Here is a 17943-nt window from a genome sequence, read left to right on the forward strand (position 1 = left end):
CCTTTTGTTTGGCTTCAAAAAATGAAAAAAACTTAGAACCTTAGAACCTCAGTCCCGATAGTTATCGGGATAGTAGCTTATTAAATCTATAATTCTTATTTTTGCATAAAAGGAGAAAATTTACATGCAGAAATATATTGACCAGCTCAACGAAGCGCAACGAGCACCCGTTTTACAGAAAGACGGGCCAATGATTATTATTGCTGGTGCAGGTTCGGGAAAAACCCGTGTTTTAACAATTAGAATTGCTTATTTGATGGCTCAGGGAATTGACGCCTTCAATATTTTATCGCTGACTTTTACCAATAAGGCGGCTCGTGAAATGAAACACAGGATCTCTGATATCGTGGGAGCTTCTGAAGCTAAAAATCTTTGGATGGGAACATTTCACTCTATTTTTGCCCGTATTCTTCGTTCGGAAGCGGATCATTTAGGTTATCCATCCAATTTTACAATTTATGATTCTCAGGATTCGGCGAGATTGATTTCTGCTATTATTAAAGAAATGCAGCTGGATCGAGATATTTATAAGCCTAAGCAAATTTTAGGTCGTATATCAAGTTATAAAAATAGTTTAATCACAGTAAAAGCTTATTTCAATAATCCGGAATTAATAGAGGCCGATGCAATGGCAAAAAGGCCTCGTTTGGGAGAAATCTATCAGCAGTATGTAGAGCGCTGCTTTAAAGCCGGAGCAATGGATTTTGATGATTTGTTGTTGAAAACCAATGAATTATTAACTCGTTTTCCAGAAGTTTTAGCAAAATATCAGGATCGTTTTCGTTATATTTTGGTTGATGAGTACCAGGATACGAATCACTCTCAGTATTTGATCGTTAGGGCTTTATCAGACAGGTTTCAGAATATTTGTGTGGTTGGTGATGATGCACAGAGTATTTATGCGTTTCGTGGAGCAAATATCAATAATATCCTGAATTTCCAGAAGGATTACGAAGGTGTTGTAATGTATCGATTAGAACAAAATTACCGTTCGACACGAAATATTGTTGAAGCGGCTAATACGGTTATGGATCATAACAAAACCAAATTAGACAAAGTTGTTTGGACAGCTAATGAATTTGGTCCAAAGATTAAAGTCCACAGAAGTTTGACCGATGCAGAAGAAGGTCGTTTTGTTGCCAGTACAATTTTTGAACAGAAAATGCAAAATCAGCTTCATAATGGAGCTTTTGCAATTTTATACCGCACCAATGCACAATCGCGTGCAATGGAGGATGCGTTGAGAAAAAGAGATATTCCGTATAGAATTTATGGAGGCTTGTCTTTTTATCAGCGTAAAGAAATAAAAGATGTTTTGTGTTATTTGCGTTTGGTAATCAATCCAAAAGATGAAGAAGCTTTAATACGTGTTATCAATTATCCGGCGCGTGGAATTGGAGATACAACTGTAGAGAAATTAACGATTGCTGCCAATCATTACAAACGTTCGATTTGGGAAGTGATGGTTAATATTGATAAAATTGATTTAAAACTGAATGCCGGAACTAAAAACAAACTGAAAGATTTTGTAACGATGATTCAGAGTTTTCAGGTTATCGACCAAAATCAGGATGCATTTTATGTAACTGATCACGTTGCCAAAAAAACAGGTTTGGTTCAGGAATTAAAGAAAGATGCCACGCCGGAAGGAATGGCTAAAATTCAGAATATCGAAGAACTTTTAAACGGTATTAAGGATTTTACCGAAGGCCAAAGAGAAATTGATGGTGCAAGAGGTGCTTTGTCTGAATTTATGGAAGACGTAGCGCTTGCCACTGATTTAGATAAGGATACAACCGACGAAGATCGTGTGGCGCTGATGACGATTCACTTAGCAAAAGGACTTGAGTTTCCGCATGTATTTGTTGTAGGTATGGAAGAAGATTTGTTTCCGAGTGCGATGAGTATGAGCACACGAAGCGAACTTGAAGAAGAACGTCGTTTGTTTTATGTAGCCTTAACTCGTGCCGAACACCAAGCTTATTTGACGTATGCACAATCTCGTTACCGTTGGGGTAAATTGACTGATAGTGAACCTTCTCGTTTTATTGAGGAAATTGACGGACAGTATTTAGAATATTTAACGCCTGCTGAAAGTAATTACAGATACAAATCGCCTATCGATGGTGATATTTTTGGTGATGTAGATAAATCAAAATTGCGATTGGCTAAACCAGTAAGCGGAACCCCGCCAAAACATGTTACAGATAATAATCCGAAACCGGACTTAAATATTAGAAAACTAAAACCAGTTTCTGGAAATGCTCCAACAAATAGCAATGCTAATTTATTTGATAACAAGCTTACAGTTGGAAATGTCGTAATGCACGAACGTTTTGGAAAAGGTGAAGTTATTAATCTGGAAGGTGTTGGTGCCGATAAAAAAGCTGAAATTAAATTTGAAGTAGGAGGAATTAAAAAACTTCTCTTAAGATTTGCTAAATTAGATGTCGTAGGATAAATAAAAGTTTTAGGTTTTGAAAAAGATTGTCACCCTGAGCATAGTCGAAGGGCGCTCCAATAGGACGTGGGCTTCGACTTCGCTCAGACTGATAGCATAGAACTTGAAACTTGAAACAAACAAAACTTGAAACAAAAATAAAATGGCTGAATTCATAAAAATATACCCGGATAAACCTAGTGAAGCTGCAATTGCAAAAGTTGTAAAAGTGCTTCAGAATGGTGGTTTGGTAATTTATCCAACTGATACTGTTTATGGTTTAGGCTGTGATATTACCAATTCGAGAGCGTTAGAAAAAATTGCAAAAATCAAAGGAGTAAAATTAGAGAAAGCAAATTTCTCATTCATTTGTCATGATTTGAGCAATTTATCAGATTATGTTCGTCAAATCGATACTTCGACTTTTAAAATTTTAAAAAGGGCTTTACCAGGACCTTATACTTTCATTTTACCCGGAAATAATAATCTTCCTAAAGAATTTAAAAAGAAAACCACAGTTGGTATTCGTGTTCCTGATAACAATATTATTCTGGAAATAGTACGTCAGTTAGGAAATCCGGTTGTTTCTACTTCTATAAGGGATGAAGATGATGTAATTGAATATACTACAGATCCTGAGTTGATTTTTGAAAAATGGCAAAATTTAGTAGATGTTGTAATTGACGGAGGTTACGGGGATAATGTAGGTTCAACAATTATTGATTTATCAGAATATGAACCAGTTATTGTGAGAGAAGGAAAAGGCGATATAGATATTCTGTAAAAAAATACTGAAATCATATAAAAGTTGAAAAATTATGACTAACTTTAGTATAGTTAAAATTTAGTTAGTTAATAAAAATAATGTTATTCTTAATTTGTGTCTAATTGGATATTAGAAAAAAATTACGAATACATAAAAAAAGCAGGTCAATCGACCTGCTTTTTCTTTATGAGAAAGCTGCTATTATTTAGCTTGTTTTTTCATTTCTTTTTCGATCATGTCATAGAACTGATCAATTTTCGGCATAACAACGATACGAGTTCTTCTGTTACGAGCTTTGTTTTCTGCTGAATCATTAGCTACTAATGGTACATAAGAACTTCTACCAGCAGCAATTAATTTTGCAGGGTTAACATTTAAGTCATTTGTTAAGACACGAACGATAGAAGTAGAACGTTTAACACTTAAATCCCAGTTGTCTAACAATACTCCGTTGCTTTTGTAAGGAACATCATCAGTATGACCTTCAACCATACATTCGAAATCAGGTTTGTCGTTTACTACTTTTGCTACTTTAGCCAAAACAGATTTTGCTTTGTCGCTAACCTCGTAGCTTCCGCTTTTAAATAATAATTTATCAGCGATAGAAATAAATACAACTCCTTTTTCAACATTTACTTCGATATCCGGATCGTTGATTCCAACTGCACCTTTTAAACTTGTAACTAATGCTAAAGTTACACTGTCTTTTTTAGTAAGTGCATCCTGAAGTCTAGAGATTTTTAAATCTTTTTCTTTTAAACTTTCTAGAGATTTTTCAAGATTTTCAGCACCTTTAGTAGTTAAAACAGTTAGGTCTTTAGAGCTGTTAATTAAATCTTGATTGTGTTGTTTATAGCTTTCAGCTGTTGCTGCTAATCCTGCTTTTTCTTCAAGACAAGAGTTTAATTTAACTGTGCAAGAGTTTAATAAATCTTGTGTCTCTTTTTGCTTAGCTTCTAGTGCCGCATATTCCTTTTTCGATACACACGAAGTTAAGGCCATTAATACTGATAGTGCGATAACTATTTTTCTCATAGGTATTATATTTAATTAAACGTTGATTACAAATTTAGTTTTTAATATTTTGATTACTGTTAAAGATTTCTTTAAAAACCTTTATTTTCTTCACGTAATACAAGTAAACGATACTTTTTACACTATAGTATTGGTCTATTTGAGAATTTTTACGTTTTTTAAGATATTTTAAAGATAGCGAATAAAAAGAAAAATGTGCCTTCAAAATAGCAAAAGTATGCCCAAATTTACCTTGTGTAAGAAAACGGATACCTGCAATTCCGTCTAAAACCATTCGGAAGAAAATCACAGAAAACATTCCTTTTTTAGGCAGGTTTTTAACGAGCATTAATAAAGAATTTCTAAAGTTTAGAAACGTTTTTCTCGGATTTCCTTGTTGTAAAGTTGCTCCTCCAACATGATAAACTACTGATTCTGAATTGTATTTTATAATATGTCCTTCATTCAAAGCACGCCAGCATAAATCAATTTCTTCCTGATGAGCAAAAAAGCCTTCATCAAAACCTTTTAATTGATGATAAACCTCTCTTCTGATAAAAAAACAAGCTCCCGATGCCCAGAATAATTCACAATTATCATTATACTGTCCGTTATCTTTTTCTAAAGTATCAAAAATTCGGCCTCTGCAATATGGAAAACCATACTTATCAATAAAACCACCGGCACCTCCCGCGTATTCAAAATATTCCTTATTTTTAAAATCGAGAATTTTTGGCTGGATAATGGCTGTTTGTTTTTCTCTGTCAAAAGTTTCAATAATAGGTTTTAACCAGTTTTCTGTAACTTCAATATCAGAATTAACCAAAGCATAAATTTTGGCATCTACATTTTGAAGAGCATCATTATAGCCCTTAGCAAAACCATGATTTCCATTATTTTGAATGATTTTTACTGAAGGATAATTTTCTTTAACGAAATTTACAGAAGTATCTGTAGATGCATTATCAGCAACATATATAGTGGCTTCTTTAGAGTATTGCAGAACCGAAGGTAAAAATTGCTCCAACAATTTAACTCCGTTCCAATTTAAAATGACAACTGCTATTTTATCCAAAAGTATTCTTTTAATTATTTAATATTATGGTAATCTGGTAAGCTTGGTAAAAACTGATATTTTTCATTTTCAAAGTCCATTTGGCAATAATAATGATTCAGTCCGTTTGTAACGTTCAAAAACCGTGCCTGCATAGTCATGTTATAGCGGGCAATCTGGTCAAAAACGGCTTGTGATATCTTTACTTCAGGTGCTTTACACTCAACTAATATATGTATAGAACCATCCGGGTTAAAAACTACAACATCGTATCTTTTTCTTAATCCGTTGATAGTTAAAACTTTCTCAACATTGATAAGCGATTTTGGGTATTTTTTTTCATTAATTAAATAATGAACTACATGCTGACGAACCCATTCTTCGGGAGTAAGAATGATAAATTTTTTCCTGATTTCATCAAAAATAGACACTTTATTTTCGCTATTTTTGAATCGGAAAGTATAAGTAGGGAAATTTAGTTTTAGCATAAAGCAAAAATATAAAATAGTTTGAGGTTTCAGGTTTAAAGTTTCAAGTTTTGGAATTGTAACCTGAAACCTTGAACTTGAAACAAAAATATTTGAATGGACGAAGTTGTAAAAATTGTTAATGATATTAAGGCAGGAGATATAAAACCTATTTATTTTTTTATGGGTGAAGAACCTTATTATATAGATAAGCTGTCTGAGTATATTGAACAGAATGTATTGGCTGAAGAAGAAAAAGGTTTCAATCAAACGGTTCTTTACGGAAGAGATGTAACCATTGATGAAATAGTTTCGACAGCAAAACGTTACCCAATGATGGCTGATCGTCAGGTTGTTATTGTAAAAGAAGCTCAGGATTTGTCAAGAACAATTGATAAAATAGAATCGTATGTTGAGAATCCGCTGGATACAACAGTTTTAGTTTTTTGTTACAAATATAAAACCCTTGATAAACGTAAAAAAGTTACTAAACTTATAGCGCAAAAAGGAATTGTTTATGAGAGTAAAAAGTTATATGAGAATCAGGTAGGAGACTGGATTAAACGCGTTCTGGCCGGAAAAAAATACACAATCGATCCAAAAGCAAACGCTATGCTGGTGGAGTTTTTAGGGACAGACTTAAGTAAAATCAATAACGAATTAGAAAAACTGCAAATCATTTTACCGCAGGGAACCATGATTACGCCTCAGCATATTGAAGAAAATATTGGTTTCAGTAAAGACTATAATGTATTTGAACTTCGAAAAGCAATTGGAGAACGTAATCAGCTAAAAGCCTACAAAATAGCGGAGAATTTTGCTCATAATCCTAAAGAATATCCGCTTGTAATGACTACCGGATTGGTTTTTGGATTTTTTGTTCAGCTTTTAAAATACCATGGATTAAAAGATAAAAATCCTAAAAATGTAGCGAGTGCCTTAGGTGTAAATCCTTTTTTTCTAAAAGAATATGATTTAGCTATAAAAAATTACCCAATGCGAAAAGTGAGTCAGATTGTTGGCGCTTTACGTGATATTGATGTTAAAAGTAAAGGAGTAGGAGCCAATGCGTTACCACAATCTGATTTACTTAAAGAAATGCTTTATAAAATATTTAATTAAGCCATTAAAATTCACGATATTTGCGTTTCTAAAAAAATTACTGCTTTAAAAAATTAATTACACAATTATGGGAATGAATAAAAATACCGTTTTAGGATGGGCTACTTTTATAATGGTACTTATGGGATTGTTGCTTATAGGTCTTGGGGCTTTTAGATACAGTGAAGTATCTGGCTGGGGATTTGCTGCTACAGGTGTTGGTTTTCTTGCTAATGCCTGGGTTTTTAATGCTTTAAAAGGCAGAGTTTAATTCTATTCAATGTCAATTGTAAAAATCAATTGCAATATTCAAAAATTAATAAAAACAATAAACTAAAAACAATAAACATAATATGTCAGACGATAAGAAAGTAATTTTCTCAATGCAAAAATTGAGTAAAACCTATCAGGGAGCAGACAAACCGGTACTTAAAAACATTTATTTAAGTTTCTTTTACGGAGCAAAAATTGGTATTTTAGGACTTAACGGTTCTGGAAAATCTTCTCTTTTAAAAATCATTGCAGGTGTAGATAAAAACTATCAGGGTGATGTTGTTTTTCAGCCGGGTTACACTGTAGGATATTTAGAGCAGGAGCCAATTCTTGATGATTCTAAAACTGTAATCGAAGTAGTTCGTGAAGGAGCTGCAGAAACTATGGCAGTTTTAGAGGAATACAACCAAATCAATGACTTATTCGGTCTTCCGGAATATTACGAAGATCAGGATAAAATGGATAAATTGATGGATCGTCAGGCGGCATTACAAGATAAAATTGATGCACTTGGAGCTTGGGAAATCGATACCAAATTAGAAATCGCAATGGATGCGCTTCGTACTCCGGATGGAGATACTCCTATCAAAAACCTTTCAGGAGGAGAGCGTCGTCGTGTAGCTTTATGTCGTTTATTATTACAACAGCCAGATGTATTACTTCTGGATGAGCCTACCAACCACCTTGATGCTGAGTCAGTTCTTTGGTTAGAGCAGCACTTAGCACAATATGCAGGAACAGTTATTGCTGTAACGCACGACCGTTATTTCCTTGATAATGTGGCTGGCTGGATTCTTGAGTTGGATAGAGGAGAAGGTATTCCATGGAAAGGAAACTATTCTTCTTGGTTAGATCAAAAATCAAACCGTATGGCTCAGGAAGAAAAAGTAGCTTCTAAACGTAGAAAAACTTTAGAACGCGAGTTAGAATGGGTTCGTCAGGGAGCAAAAGGTCGTCAGACAAAACAAAAAGCTCGTTTACAGAATTACGACAAATTATTAAATGAAGACCAAAAACAACTAGATGAAAATCTGGAAATTTATATCCCGAATGGTCCTCGTTTAGGAACAAATGTTATCGAAGCAAAAAATGTTGCCAAAGCTTTTGGAGACAAATTATTGTACGATAACTTAAACTTTACTTTGCCACAAGCCGGAATTGTTGGAATTATCGGGCCAAACGGTGCTGGTAAATCTACAATTTTCAAAATGATTATGGGCGAGCAGGCTACAGACAGCGGTGAATTTACGGTTGGAGAAACTGTAAAAATTGCTTACGTAGATCAGTCACATTCTAATATTGATCCGAATAAATCTATTTGGGAAAACTTTGCTGACGGTCAGGAATTAATTATGATGGGAGGTAAGCAAGTTAATTCAAGAGCTTATTTATCTCGTTTCAATTTTGGTGGTGGAGAGCAAAACAAAAAAGTTTCGATGCTTTCTGGTGGAGAACGCAACCGTTTACACTTAGCAATGACATTGAAAGAAGAAGGAAACGTACTTTTACTGGATGAGCCTACGAACGACCTGGATGTTAATACACTTCGTGCACTTGAAGAAGGTTTGGAGAATTTTGCTGGTTGTGCCGTAATTATTTCGCACGACAGATGGTTCTTAGACAGAATTTGTACGCACATCTTAGCTTTTGAAGGAGACTCTGAAGTTTATTTCTTCGAAGGAAGTTTCTCTGATTATGAAGAAAATAAAAAGAAACGTCTTGGTGGTGATTTAACTCCAAAACGTATTAAGTATAGAAAATTAATTAGATAATAAGATCTGATAATTTTCAATAAAAAAATCCCAAATTCCGATTTTGCGAATTTGGGATTTTTTATTTGTCATTTCGAGGAAGGATAAATCTCGTGAGAAGCTCGACAAAGATTGGGTTTTCGTTACGGAGTTACTTGCGGAGATTTCTCCTTCGTCGAAATGACAATATTGTCTAAAAATAGGAATTTAAAGAAATTTTGCTTTTAATTCCGGAGTAGGAATCATACAGCTTTCTTTTTTGCCGTACCATTTGTAACGATTTTTTGCAATATAGTCGTAAATGTAATTTCGAAGATTTTCGGGTAAAATTTTAAAAGCTGAAAAAAAGCTATAAACTCCACCTAAATCTTTACCAATTTCTAATACAGCCGAAGATTTGTAATAATAAGCGACTCCCGGATTATATAGAATAATGCTGTCGATTTTTGTTTGGTCAACACCAATATAATCACAGATTGCTTTTCCCAAATCAGATTGTAATGCTACAAAACGGAAAATATCTTTTTTATCATGTTTGATGATAAATTGAACCGCTCCGTTGCATAAATTGCAGACACCATCAAAGAGAATTATTTTTTTGTTTTCGGCAGTCATTGCGAGGAACGAAGCAATCTGATTTTGAGTTTTCATATGTTATAGTTGTTCATGTTAGTGAGGTTGCTTCGTTCCTCGCAATGACCTTGCGTGTGTGTCTTTGCGAGGAACGAAGCAATCTCACGATGTTTTTCAATTTGATTTTTATATAATCATTACATCTTCAATTTCTTCAAATAAATCTTTCCAAGTTGGATTCATTGATCGAATTAAATTATTTTTTGCCTTCCTAGATCCTGCTTTAATTTGTTTTTCTCTTGTAATAGCATCTTCAATCCATTGGAACTGTTCATAATAAACTAAAATATTTACATCATAACGAGCTGAAAATGATTTTGGATATTTTTTGTTTTTGTGCTCTAAAATTCTTTTAGGCAGATTTGAGGTTACACCAGTATATACAACAGTTTGATATTTATTTGTAATTATATAAACAAATCCAGGTTTCATATTTTAATTGTTAAGACATTAGAGGAAGAAACAATAACTTAATTTGATAAACTTTTTGTTTATCAATGCTTAGTGTGGTTGCTTCGTTCCTCGCAATGACAAAACTAAAAAACAAAAAACTTAAATTGTAATATTTTTACTACTATTTATTTTTGTTATAAATTTTAAAAGAAGTATAGTTTTTATGAATCAAAATCGGCTTCAATAAATTATTTTTAAACGATTTTTGATTTTTTTACATCTTTGCAGTTGTAATTTTAAAAATCACCCCTTAAATCGCTTTATTTTAATTTTAGCTAAAAAACACTGTTTTTTAAGACTGAAAACTGTTACTGAGACTGAAAACTTATTTCTTAACTGCTTCTACCAATTCCAATTCGTCCAAACTTACTTTCGAAGTAAAAATTCCGTAATTAACAGTTGCTTTATTTTTTTCAATTAAATCAATACTACCAACAGATCTTCCGTCGAGCATTCTAACTCTGTCACCAACTTTTAATATTGGTTTCGGTTTTTCTACAACAGGTTTAAGTTTTTTCTCTTTTTTCTCCTGACGTATTTCTTCAACTTTTACTTTTACTTCTGCTAGAACTTCTTTTTGTTTTTCAACTTTGGCTTTAACTTCTTTAGGAGTTGCTTTTTTACGCTTAGAATTTTCAATTTCAACAATTTTCAAAAATTCACCAATAAGTTCTTTTTTGTTTTTGTTGTTAAAATATTTCTCAGCAATATCATCGATTTTTTGACCTATGTAAATGATTTTCTGATTGCTGTCATACAATTCCTGATAACTTTCCAGTTTCTGCTGAATTCTGGTATTGATGTTTTCCATCTTTTTGCTTTCCTCGCGCGCACGAGTTTCTTCTTCTTTTAAATTAAGAGAAGTTTTTTCAAGCTTCGATCTTTCTTTTTGAAGATTGGCAATAGTTTTATCAAAACGAACTTTTCCAACTTCGATTTTCTTTTTCGCACGATTAATCAATCCAAACGGAATACCATTTTTTTGTGCCACTTCAAATGTAAACGAACTACCCGCCTGACCAAGAGCCAATTTGTACATTGGTTCTAAAGATTTTTCGTCAAACATCATATTCGCATTTGTTGCATGAGGTAACTCGTTTGCCAGAATTTTTAGGTTGGCATAATGCGTTGTAATAATTCCGAAAGCTTCACGATAGTAAAATTCTTCAAGGAATATTTCTGCCAAAGCTCCACCTAGTTCAGGATCTGAACCTGTACCAAACTCGTCAATTAAAAACATGGTTTTCTTGTTGCATTTTTTCAAGAAATAATTCATGTTTTTTAAACGATATGAATATGTACTTAAATGATTTTCAATAGATTGATTGTCTCCAATGTCAGTTAAAATTCTGTCAAACAAGAAAGTTTCACTTCGCTCATGAACAGGAATTAAAATTCCGGCTTGCAGCATTAATTGTAATAAACCAACTGTTTTTAACGAAATGGTTTTTCCTCCGGCATTCGGTCCGGAAATTACAATAATTCTGTTTTCTTGTTTTAGTTCAATAGTCTGCGGATGCGTAACTTCTTGTTTTTGTTTATTGTTCAAATACAAAATTGGGTGATACGCTTCTCTAAAAAATAATCGGCGTTCTTCTGTAATTGTCGGCAAAATTCCGTTTATGCGATTTGCATATTTAGCTTTTCCGGCAACGACATCAATGTCACTTAAAAAATCCTGATATTCAATAAGTAAAGGTAAAAATGGTCGAACAGCATTTGAAAGCTGTTTTAAAATTCTTGTAATTTCTTCCTTTTCTTCATATTCAAGATTTGCCAGTTCGCGAGAATATTTTAAAGTAGCTTCGGGCTCAATGTAAGCAATGCTTCCTGTTTTTGAACTTCCTAAAATGGAACCTTTTACTTTTCTGCGGTACATGGCTAAAACGGCCAAAACTCTTCGGTTTTGAACAAAACTTTCTTTAATATCGTCAAGATATCCTAAGCTATTATATTGTGTAAGAGCAACTCCAAAACTTTGGTTTACTTTTCCGCGAACCAAATTCATGTTTTGGCGAATGCTCAAAAGAGCAGGCGAGGCGTTGTCTTTAATTTCACCATATTTATCTACAATCGCATCAATTAAAGTGACAATTTCTTTTGTATATTCTACTCTCGACGCTCTTGCATTTAGATTTGGATAATAATCGTCAAACTTTTTAAGGAAAGTCAAAAGTACATTTGTAGTAGAAGAAAGTGTAGAAATTTTTCTAAAACTTCCTACTTCAAGAAAACTGTCTTCAATTGCTAAAAACTTAATTTCATGCGAAATAGCATCAAAACCATGATTTGGAATTGCGTTGTTATTTTGGAAAGAAGACACATATTCAGATGTCTGCATTAAAGCCGACATTAGTTCTTCTTTGTCTCTAAATGGTTTTATTTGTAAAGCTTTTTCTTTTCCAATATCGGTGTTGCAGCCATCAGAGATGGTTTCAAGAACAGTTGGAAATTGTAAGTCTTGTAATGTTTTATCGGTAATACTAATCATTTAATTTCTTTAAGAAAGTACAGGCAAAAATACGAAAATGTATAATTGAACACTGTAAAGTTTTAATCTAATTTTATTGTTTGTTAAAGTATGATTTTACTTAAAATTTTCTGAAATTCGCAAAAAAAAAGACATGGACGTAAAAATGCATTCTTCATGGAAGCCAGTTTTGAAAGAAGAATTTGAAAAGCCTTATTTCGACGAGTTAATTAATTTTGTAAAATCAGAATATGCTTCTAAGGTTTGTTATCCTAAAGGAAGCCAGATTTTTTCAGCTTTTGATCATTGTCATTTTGATCAGGTTAAAGTGGTTATCATTGGTCAGGATCCGTATCATGGTCCAAATCAGGCCAATGGTTTATGTTTTTCAGTTAATGATGGGATTCCGTTCCCGCCTTCGTTATATAATATTTTCAAAGAAATAGAAACCGATCTTGGTAAGCCGCTTCCGCCAACCGGAAATTTAGAACGCTGGGCAGATCAGGGTGTTTTTCTTTTAAATGCTGCTTTAACGGTTAGACAATCTGAAGCTGGAAGTCATCAGGGAAAAGGCTGGGAAAAATTCACCGATGCTGTTATCAAACAAATTTCTGCCGAAAAAGAAAATGTTGTTTTCTTGCTTTGGGGCGGTTTTGCTCAAAAGAAAGCGGCATTGATCGATTCTTCAAAACATCATATTTTAAAATCAGGTCATCCTTCTCCTTTAAGTGCGAATAGAGGTTTTTGGTTTGGAAATAAGCATTTTAGCCAAACAAATGCTTTCCTGAAATCAAAAGGACTTAAAGAAATTGAGTGGTAATACAAAATCAGGTTCTATTTTATTCTAATAATTTAGAACCTCAAATTTGTTATCTCCAATTTTAAAAATACTTGGATCTACTGTGCAATCCTGAAGGATTTTTAGATTTTCTTCTAAACTAAGACCGTACTTAAAATATATTCCGTCAAATTTTACTTTGCTGATATTGGCTTCAAACGAATGTTTGAATTCATAATCGCCATAATACGTTCGGGCAATTTTGCCAGTCCAGGAAATTTCGAAAGTATTATCAGCATTTCTGTCTAAAACTATTTTATGGTCGCAGCAGCTGTCATGTCCTAATAAATAGATATAAAAAGCTAAATCCTGAAAATCGAAATTATCTTCTAAAGGAAATTTATCAGCAGTTAGAATTCCATGATTAAATTTAGAAAAATCAAATTTATTCTCCGGAGTTCCCATCACGATTCCGCCTGAATGCCATTCGGTTGAGGATAAAATACAATTGTGATAATTTCCCCAAACTATTTTTGCTTTCCAATCTGACTCAACATCTTCATCATCATCAGAATCATCTTCGGCATAATAAGAATCGGTTATCAGGTGAAAATCAAATAATAATCCTCTTTCAGGATCGACTCTTGCACTCCAAACAAATTCTTCTAAAGTATGACCCAGCGGGTATGGATTATCATAAAAGAAGATTCTATTGGTTTTGCTCATGAGCCAAAAAATAAATTAGGAATTATTTTTTAATGATTTCTTCTAAAACAGCTTTGTCTTCGTAATTCACTACTTTAAGTGTAATTTCTTGGTTTTTAACTGTTTTTCCTTCAATTGTGTACAATTTCCCTTTTTTGTACGGAATATTGCTTTGGTCAAAATCAACATCACCGTATGTTAAAGTATTTTTTACATCAGCCGTATCAACCCATTTTTCATTTAAGGTCTGAACAGCTTTGTCAGAATATTGAAAAGGTTTAGTTCTTAGATTGTTTAAAACTCGGGCATTCGGAAAATAATTGCAGCGGGTATCTTTACCAATAAAAAATCCAGAAACAATAAAACATCCCATTACGAGACCAATCAAATAATATGCAAAACGATGTACGAACTTCATGAAATAAAATTTTTGCAAAGGTACATTAAAGTTCCTTTAAAATACAAGTAAATTAATATCGTTGTCTGGCAGGTCAAACCAGTCGCCAATAGCCTTGTTTGTTAGAATTCCATGATACAGATAAATTCCGTTTTTAAGCCCTTTATTACATCTGATAGCGCTTTCTAAACCACCATCTTCGGCTATCTGATGCAGGTAAGGTGTTAAGATGTTACTTATTGATAATGAGGCTGTTTTAGAATAACGTGAAGGAATATTTGGCACACAATAGTGCAAAACATTATTTTTTATGAATGTCGGTTTTTCGTGAGTTGTAACTTCAGAACTTTCAAAACATCCGCCGGTATCGATACTTACATCTACAATTACGGCGCCTTTTTTCATGTGTTCAACCATGGTTTCAGTAACCACAATTGGACAGCGTTCTTTTCCTCGCATTGCACCAATCGCAACATCACAACGTCTTAAAGCTTTTAATAAAGCTTTTTGCTGTATGGTTGATGTGAAAATTCGTTGGTTTAAATTGTTTTGTAAACGACGAAGTTTTGTAATCGAATTGTCGAATACTTTCACGTTTGCTCCCAGACCAATTGCGGTTTTTGCAGCAAATTCGCCAACAGTTCCGGCACCCAAAATTACAACTTCGGTAGGAGGAACTCCGGTAATGTTTCCAAATAAAAGTCCTTTTCCAAATTCGTCAGTAATCATTAATTCTGCAGCAATAAGGATAGAAGCAGTTCCGGCAATTTCACTAAGGGATTTTACAGCAGGATAAGATCCGTCTTCGTCTTTAATATATTCAAAAGCCAAAGCTGTGATCTTTTTTTGTGCTAAAGCTTCGAAGTATTCTCTTTTTTTGTTTTTAATTGAATAGCAGAAATAATAACCGTTTCAGGATTTATCATTTCAATTTCGGCCAATGTAGGCGGCTCAACTTTTAATAAAAATGGACATCCAAAAACTCTTTTGGTGTCTTTTGTAATTTCTGCACCGGCATCTGCATATTCCTTATCGGTATAACTCGAACTTTCTCCAGCTCCAGATTCGATCATCACGCGATGACCTTCGTATGTCAGAGAATTTACGGCATCTGGCGTTAAACAGATACGACGTTCCTGATAACTTGTTTCTTTAGGAATTCCTATGAAAAGTTCTCTTTTAAAACGACCAACCTCAAGTTTTTCTTCTTGTGGTATTAATTGTTGTTTTGTAAATGGAGTTAAGGTAATTGACATGGACTGTGCAAAAAATTAAGGGTACAAATTACGTAAAAAGTTTTAAAATTAATGCAAAAATTCTGCTAATACTAAAGCTCTAATGTTAAGTTATTTTTCGTTTCTCTTGGTGTAAATTTTTACCACAAAGATTCACAAAAAAATCACAGAGGTTCACAGAGTTTTTTTAAGCTAATTTTAATTCTCTTTTTCCATCCGCCAATAATTCAATTGTAATAGTTGAAGTATCTTCCGGAAGTAAACTTGCAATTTTTTCAGACCATTCAATAAAACACCAGTTTCCGGAATATAAATAATCATCCACACCCATATCAAGCGCTTCTGTTTCTTTATTTAATCTATAGAAATCAAAATGATAAACAGTTTGATTATTAGAAGTATAATATTCATTTACCAATGAAAAAGTTGGACTGCTGGTTGCGTCTTCAACTCCTAAATTTTTGCATAATTGTTTAATGAGAGTGGTTTTTCCAACACCCATTTCGCCGTTAAAAAGAATGATTTTTTTAGGATTTGAATCTAAAATTTGCTGGGCAACTTCCTTTATTTGATCTAATGAAAAAACGATGTTCATTGTGTTTTTATTTATCTATAAGTCTCAGTCGCGGTTTTCAGTTTCCAGACTGAGACTGAAAACTGCGACTGAAAACTTTTTGTTTATTCAATTGTCTTCCGCGAAAGCGAAATTATTTTTTTGCCACAGATTAAAGGATTTTAAAGAATTTTTTAATCTGTGTTAATCTTTTTAATCTGTGGCAAAATCTATTTTTAAATCAATTTCAAGTACTCACTGTAAACTGAAAACCGAGACTGAAAACTTTATTTAGGGTTAAATACCAAAAACGGAATAATCATTTCTTCTAACGAAATTCCGCCGTGCTGATATGTGTTTTTATAATAACTTACATAATGATTATAGTTGTTTACATAAGCCAGAAAAAAATCATTTTTGGCAAAAATAAACGAACTGCTCATATTTATAGCCGGTAAACCTATTGTTTTAGGTTCTTTAACCACATAAACATCTTTTTGTTCGTATGTTAAACTACGTCCGGTTTTGTAACGCAAATTTAGACTTGTATTTTTATCTCCCACAACTTTCGACGGATTTTTTACATTAATTGTTCCGTGATCTGTGGTTAAAATCAATTTAAAGCCTAAAAGCTGTGCCTGCTGAATAATTTCTAATAAAGGCGAATTTTTAAACCAGCTCAAAGTCAAAGAACGATACGCTTTATCATCAGAAGCCAGTTCTTTTACGACCTCCATTTCGGTTTTAGCGTGCGAAAGCATATCGACGAAATTGTAAACAACCGTTACTAAATCATTGCCTTTTAAAGCTTTGAAGTTTTCGGCCAGTTTTTTTCCACCGGAATAGTTAGTAATTTTGAAATAATCTTCTTTAATGTTTAATCCCAAACGTTTAATTTGTGCCGAAAGAAATTCAGCTTCATAAAGGTTTTTTCCACCATCTTCTACATCATTTTTCCAGTATTGCGGAAATTGTTTTTCCATTTCCAAAGGCATTAAGCCAGAGAAAATAGCGTTTCTGGCGTATTGCGTTGCTGTTGGAAGAATAGAATAGTAAGGAACTTCTTTTTCAAGTTTATAATAGTTTGAAATCACAGTTTCAAAAGATTTCCACTGGTCGTAACGTAGATTATCAATTACAACAAACAAAATTGGTTTGTCTTTCTTCTTGATTTCAGGAACAACTAATTCCTTAAAAAGAGTGTTAGACTGAATAGGTTTATCAGCTTTTGGAGCAAACCAGTCTTCATAATTTCTTTCGATATATTTTCCGAACTGAGAATTGGCTTCAACTTTTTGAGATTCAAGAATTTCAATCATCGCCTGATCGTTGATGTCTTCCAGTTTTAATTCCCAAAAAAGCAGTTTTTTATACAATTCAACCCAGTCTTCATACGAATTAACCATCGCTAATTCCATAGAAATTTTACGAAATTCTTTCTGGTAATCTAATGTTGTTTTTTCGGTAATTAATCTCGAATCGTCAAGGTTTTTCTTTAAACTCAATAAAATCTGATTCGGATTTACAGGTTTTATCAAATAATCAGCAATTTTAGAACCAATGGCTTCTTCCATTATATATTCTTCTTCGCTTTTAGTAATCATAATCATCGGAATAGCTGATTTTTTTCTTTCATTTCAGAAAGCGTTTCCAAACCGCTCATTCCGGGCATATTTTCATCTAAAAAAACAATGTCGAAATTTTCTTCTTCAAACAATGCAATAGCGTCAAGGCCATTATTACATGTAGTAACAGCGTAATTCTTTTTTTCGAGAAATAATATATGAGGCTTTAAAAGATCGATTTCATCATCAACCCAAAGTATTTTTATCTTATCCATAAGCAATTTTAAT

Annotated in this window: 15 protein-coding genes and 2 pseudogenes; 6 read left to right on the forward strand and 11 right to left on the reverse strand. The window is 33.2% G+C overall.

Going from position 1 to position 17943, the window contains the following annotated elements:
* The first annotated feature begins 124 nt into the window (after positions 1 to 124).
* Positions 125 to 2461, forward strand: a complete 2337-nt coding sequence (locus ABDW27_RS23335; RefSeq protein ID WP_343698085.1) for a UvrD-helicase domain-containing protein — start codon at positions 125 to 127, stop codon at positions 2459 to 2461.
* A 142-nt stretch (positions 2462 to 2603) separates the two neighbouring features.
* Complete coding sequence (locus ABDW27_RS23340) at positions 2604 to 3224, forward strand: L-threonylcarbamoyladenylate synthase (RefSeq protein ID WP_343698086.1); 621 nt, start codon at positions 2604 to 2606, stop codon at positions 3222 to 3224.
* Between the two features lie 183 nt (positions 3225 to 3407).
* On the opposite strand, the gene ABDW27_RS23345 is transcribed toward ABDW27_RS23340, so the two are convergent.
* From ABDW27_RS23345 to ABDW27_RS23355, 3 genes are read right to left on the reverse strand one after another with little or no spacing between them, the layout of a single operon-like run.
* The gene (locus ABDW27_RS23345; protein ID WP_343698087.1) at positions 3408 to 4241 is read right to left on the reverse strand and encodes an OmpA family protein; all 834 of its coding nucleotides are present in this window, start codon (positions 4239 to 4241) and stop codon (positions 3408 to 3410) included.
* Between the two features lie 34 nt (positions 4242 to 4275).
* A complete protein-coding gene (locus ABDW27_RS23350) occupies positions 4276 to 5295 on the reverse strand; it encodes a glycosyltransferase family 2 protein (RefSeq protein WP_343698088.1) in 1020 nt (339 codons plus the stop codon).
* A gap of 14 nt (positions 5296 to 5309) precedes the next feature.
* Positions 5310 to 5762: a type I restriction enzyme HsdR N-terminal domain-containing protein gene (locus ABDW27_RS23355; RefSeq protein WP_343698089.1), complete on the reverse strand. Its 453-nt coding sequence runs from the start codon at positions 5760 to 5762 to the stop codon at positions 5310 to 5312.
* Between the two features lie 96 nt (positions 5763 to 5858).
* Here ABDW27_RS23355 and holA point away from each other — a divergent pair, with 96 nt between their 5' ends.
* The 3 genes from holA (at position 5859) to ettA (ending at position 8887) form a co-directional block, all read left to right on the forward strand.
* Entirely contained in the window at positions 5859 to 6863 is a 1005-nt protein-coding gene (gene holA, locus ABDW27_RS23360) for a DNA polymerase III subunit delta (RefSeq protein WP_343698090.1), read from the forward strand.
* 73 nt (positions 6864 to 6936) lie between these two features.
* The gene (locus ABDW27_RS23365; RefSeq protein WP_208326824.1) at positions 6937 to 7113 is read left to right on the forward strand and encodes a CAL67264 family membrane protein; all 177 of its coding nucleotides are present in this window, start codon (positions 6937 to 6939) and stop codon (positions 7111 to 7113) included.
* Positions 7114 to 7195: 82 nt separating this feature from the next.
* Positions 7196 to 8887 (forward strand): energy-dependent translational throttle protein EttA, encoded by a 1692-nt coding sequence (gene ettA / locus ABDW27_RS23370; protein ID WP_073417276.1) that lies wholly within the window; start codon positions 7196 to 7198, stop codon positions 8885 to 8887.
* Positions 8888 to 9073: 186 nt separating this feature from the next.
* Here ettA and ABDW27_RS23375 read toward each other — a convergent pair whose 3' ends face one another.
* The 3 genes from ABDW27_RS23375 to ABDW27_RS23385 all read right to left on the reverse strand — a co-directional run bounded on the left by ABDW27_RS23375 (position 9074) and on the right by ABDW27_RS23385 (position 12443).
* Positions 9074 to 9517, reverse strand: a complete 444-nt coding sequence (locus ABDW27_RS23375) for a thiol-disulfide oxidoreductase DCC family protein (RefSeq protein ID WP_343698091.1) — start codon at positions 9515 to 9517, stop codon at positions 9074 to 9076.
* A gap of 108 nt (positions 9518 to 9625) precedes the next feature.
* Positions 9626 to 9931 (reverse strand): GIY-YIG nuclease family protein, encoded by a 306-nt coding sequence (locus tag ABDW27_RS23380; protein WP_343698092.1) that lies wholly within the window; start codon positions 9929 to 9931, stop codon positions 9626 to 9628.
* 346 nt (positions 9932 to 10277) lie between these two features.
* Positions 10278 to 12443 (reverse strand): DNA mismatch repair protein MutS, encoded by a 2166-nt coding sequence (locus tag ABDW27_RS23385; RefSeq protein WP_343698093.1) that lies wholly within the window; start codon positions 12441 to 12443, stop codon positions 10278 to 10280.
* 133 nt (positions 12444 to 12576) lie between these two features.
* Between ABDW27_RS23385 and ABDW27_RS23390 the strand changes: the two genes are divergently transcribed.
* Positions 12577 to 13242 carry a uracil-DNA glycosylase gene (locus ABDW27_RS23390; RefSeq protein WP_343698094.1) on the forward strand — a complete coding sequence of 222 codons (666 nt, stop codon included), beginning with the start codon at positions 12577 to 12579 and terminating at the stop codon, positions 13240 to 13242.
* Positions 13243 to 13266: 24 nt separating this feature from the next.
* Here ABDW27_RS23390 and ABDW27_RS23395 read toward each other — a convergent pair whose 3' ends face one another.
* From ABDW27_RS23395 to ABDW27_RS23415, 5 genes and pseudogenes are all read right to left on the reverse strand, one after another.
* Positions 13267 to 13926, reverse strand: coding sequence for a hypothetical protein (locus ABDW27_RS23395; protein WP_343698095.1), 660 nt, complete (start codon positions 13924 to 13926; stop codon positions 13267 to 13269).
* 22 nt (positions 13927 to 13948) lie between these two features.
* Positions 13949 to 14323 carry a DUF4258 domain-containing protein gene (locus ABDW27_RS23400; RefSeq protein ID WP_343698096.1) on the reverse strand — a complete coding sequence of 125 codons (375 nt, stop codon included), beginning with the start codon at positions 14321 to 14323 and terminating at the stop codon, positions 13949 to 13951.
* A 36-nt stretch (positions 14324 to 14359) separates the two neighbouring features.
* A pseudogene (locus ABDW27_RS23405) lies at positions 14360 to 15558 on the reverse strand (alanine dehydrogenase).
* Positions 15559 to 15724: 166 nt separating this feature from the next.
* Positions 15725 to 16132 (reverse strand): tRNA (adenosine(37)-N6)-threonylcarbamoyltransferase complex ATPase subunit type 1 TsaE, encoded by a 408-nt coding sequence (tsaE, locus tag ABDW27_RS23410; RefSeq protein WP_343698097.1) that lies wholly within the window; start codon positions 16130 to 16132, stop codon positions 15725 to 15727.
* Between the two features lie 245 nt (positions 16133 to 16377).
* Positions 16378 to 17930 (reverse strand): annotated as a pseudogene (locus ABDW27_RS23415) (bifunctional response regulator/alkaline phosphatase family protein).
* Positions 17931 to 17943 lie beyond the last annotated feature (13 nt).

Source organism: Flavobacterium sp., from assembly GCF_039595935.1.
In the GTDB taxonomy this organism is placed as follows: domain Bacteria; phylum Bacteroidota; class Bacteroidia; order Flavobacteriales; family Flavobacteriaceae; genus Flavobacterium.

Coding starts and splice junctions, on each gene's coding strand:
- ABDW27_RS23335 (WP_343698085.1), top strand. CDS start 125: ATGCAGAAATATATTGACCAGCTCAACGAAGCGCAACGAGCACCCGTT.
- ABDW27_RS23340 (WP_343698086.1), top strand. CDS start 2,604: ATGGCTGAATTCATAAAAATATACCCGGATAAACCTAGTGAAGCTGCA.
- ABDW27_RS23345 (WP_343698087.1), bottom strand. CDS start 4,241: ATGAGAAAAATAGTTATCGCACTATCAGTATTAATGGCCTTAACTTCG.
- ABDW27_RS23355 (WP_343698089.1), bottom strand. CDS start 5,762: ATGCTAAAACTAAATTTCCCTACTTATACTTTCCGATTCAAAAATAGC.
- holA (WP_343698090.1), top strand. CDS start 5,859: ATGGACGAAGTTGTAAAAATTGTTAATGATATTAAGGCAGGAGATATA.
- ABDW27_RS23365 (WP_208326824.1), top strand. CDS start 6,937: ATGAATAAAAATACCGTTTTAGGATGGGCTACTTTTATAATGGTACTT.
- ettA (WP_073417276.1), top strand. CDS start 7,196: ATGTCAGACGATAAGAAAGTAATTTTCTCAATGCAAAAATTGAGTAAA.
- ABDW27_RS23375 (WP_343698091.1), bottom strand. CDS start 9,517: ATGAAAACTCAAAATCAGATTGCTTCGTTCCTCGCAATGACTGCCGAA.
- ABDW27_RS23380 (WP_343698092.1), bottom strand. CDS start 9,931: ATGAAACCTGGATTTGTTTATATAATTACAAATAAATATCAAACTGTT.
- ABDW27_RS23385 (WP_343698093.1), bottom strand. CDS start 12,443: ATGATTAGTATTACCGATAAAACATTACAAGACTTACAATTTCCAACT.
- ABDW27_RS23390 (WP_343698094.1), top strand. CDS start 12,577: ATGGACGTAAAAATGCATTCTTCATGGAAGCCAGTTTTGAAAGAAGAA.
- ABDW27_RS23395 (WP_343698095.1), bottom strand. CDS start 13,926: ATGAGCAAAACCAATAGAATCTTCTTTTATGATAATCCATACCCGCTG.
- ABDW27_RS23400 (WP_343698096.1), bottom strand. CDS start 14,323: ATGAAGTTCGTACATCGTTTTGCATATTATTTGATTGGTCTCGTAATG.
- tsaE (WP_343698097.1), bottom strand. CDS start 16,132: ATGAACATCGTTTTTTCATTAGATCAAATAAAGGAAGTTGCCCAGCAA.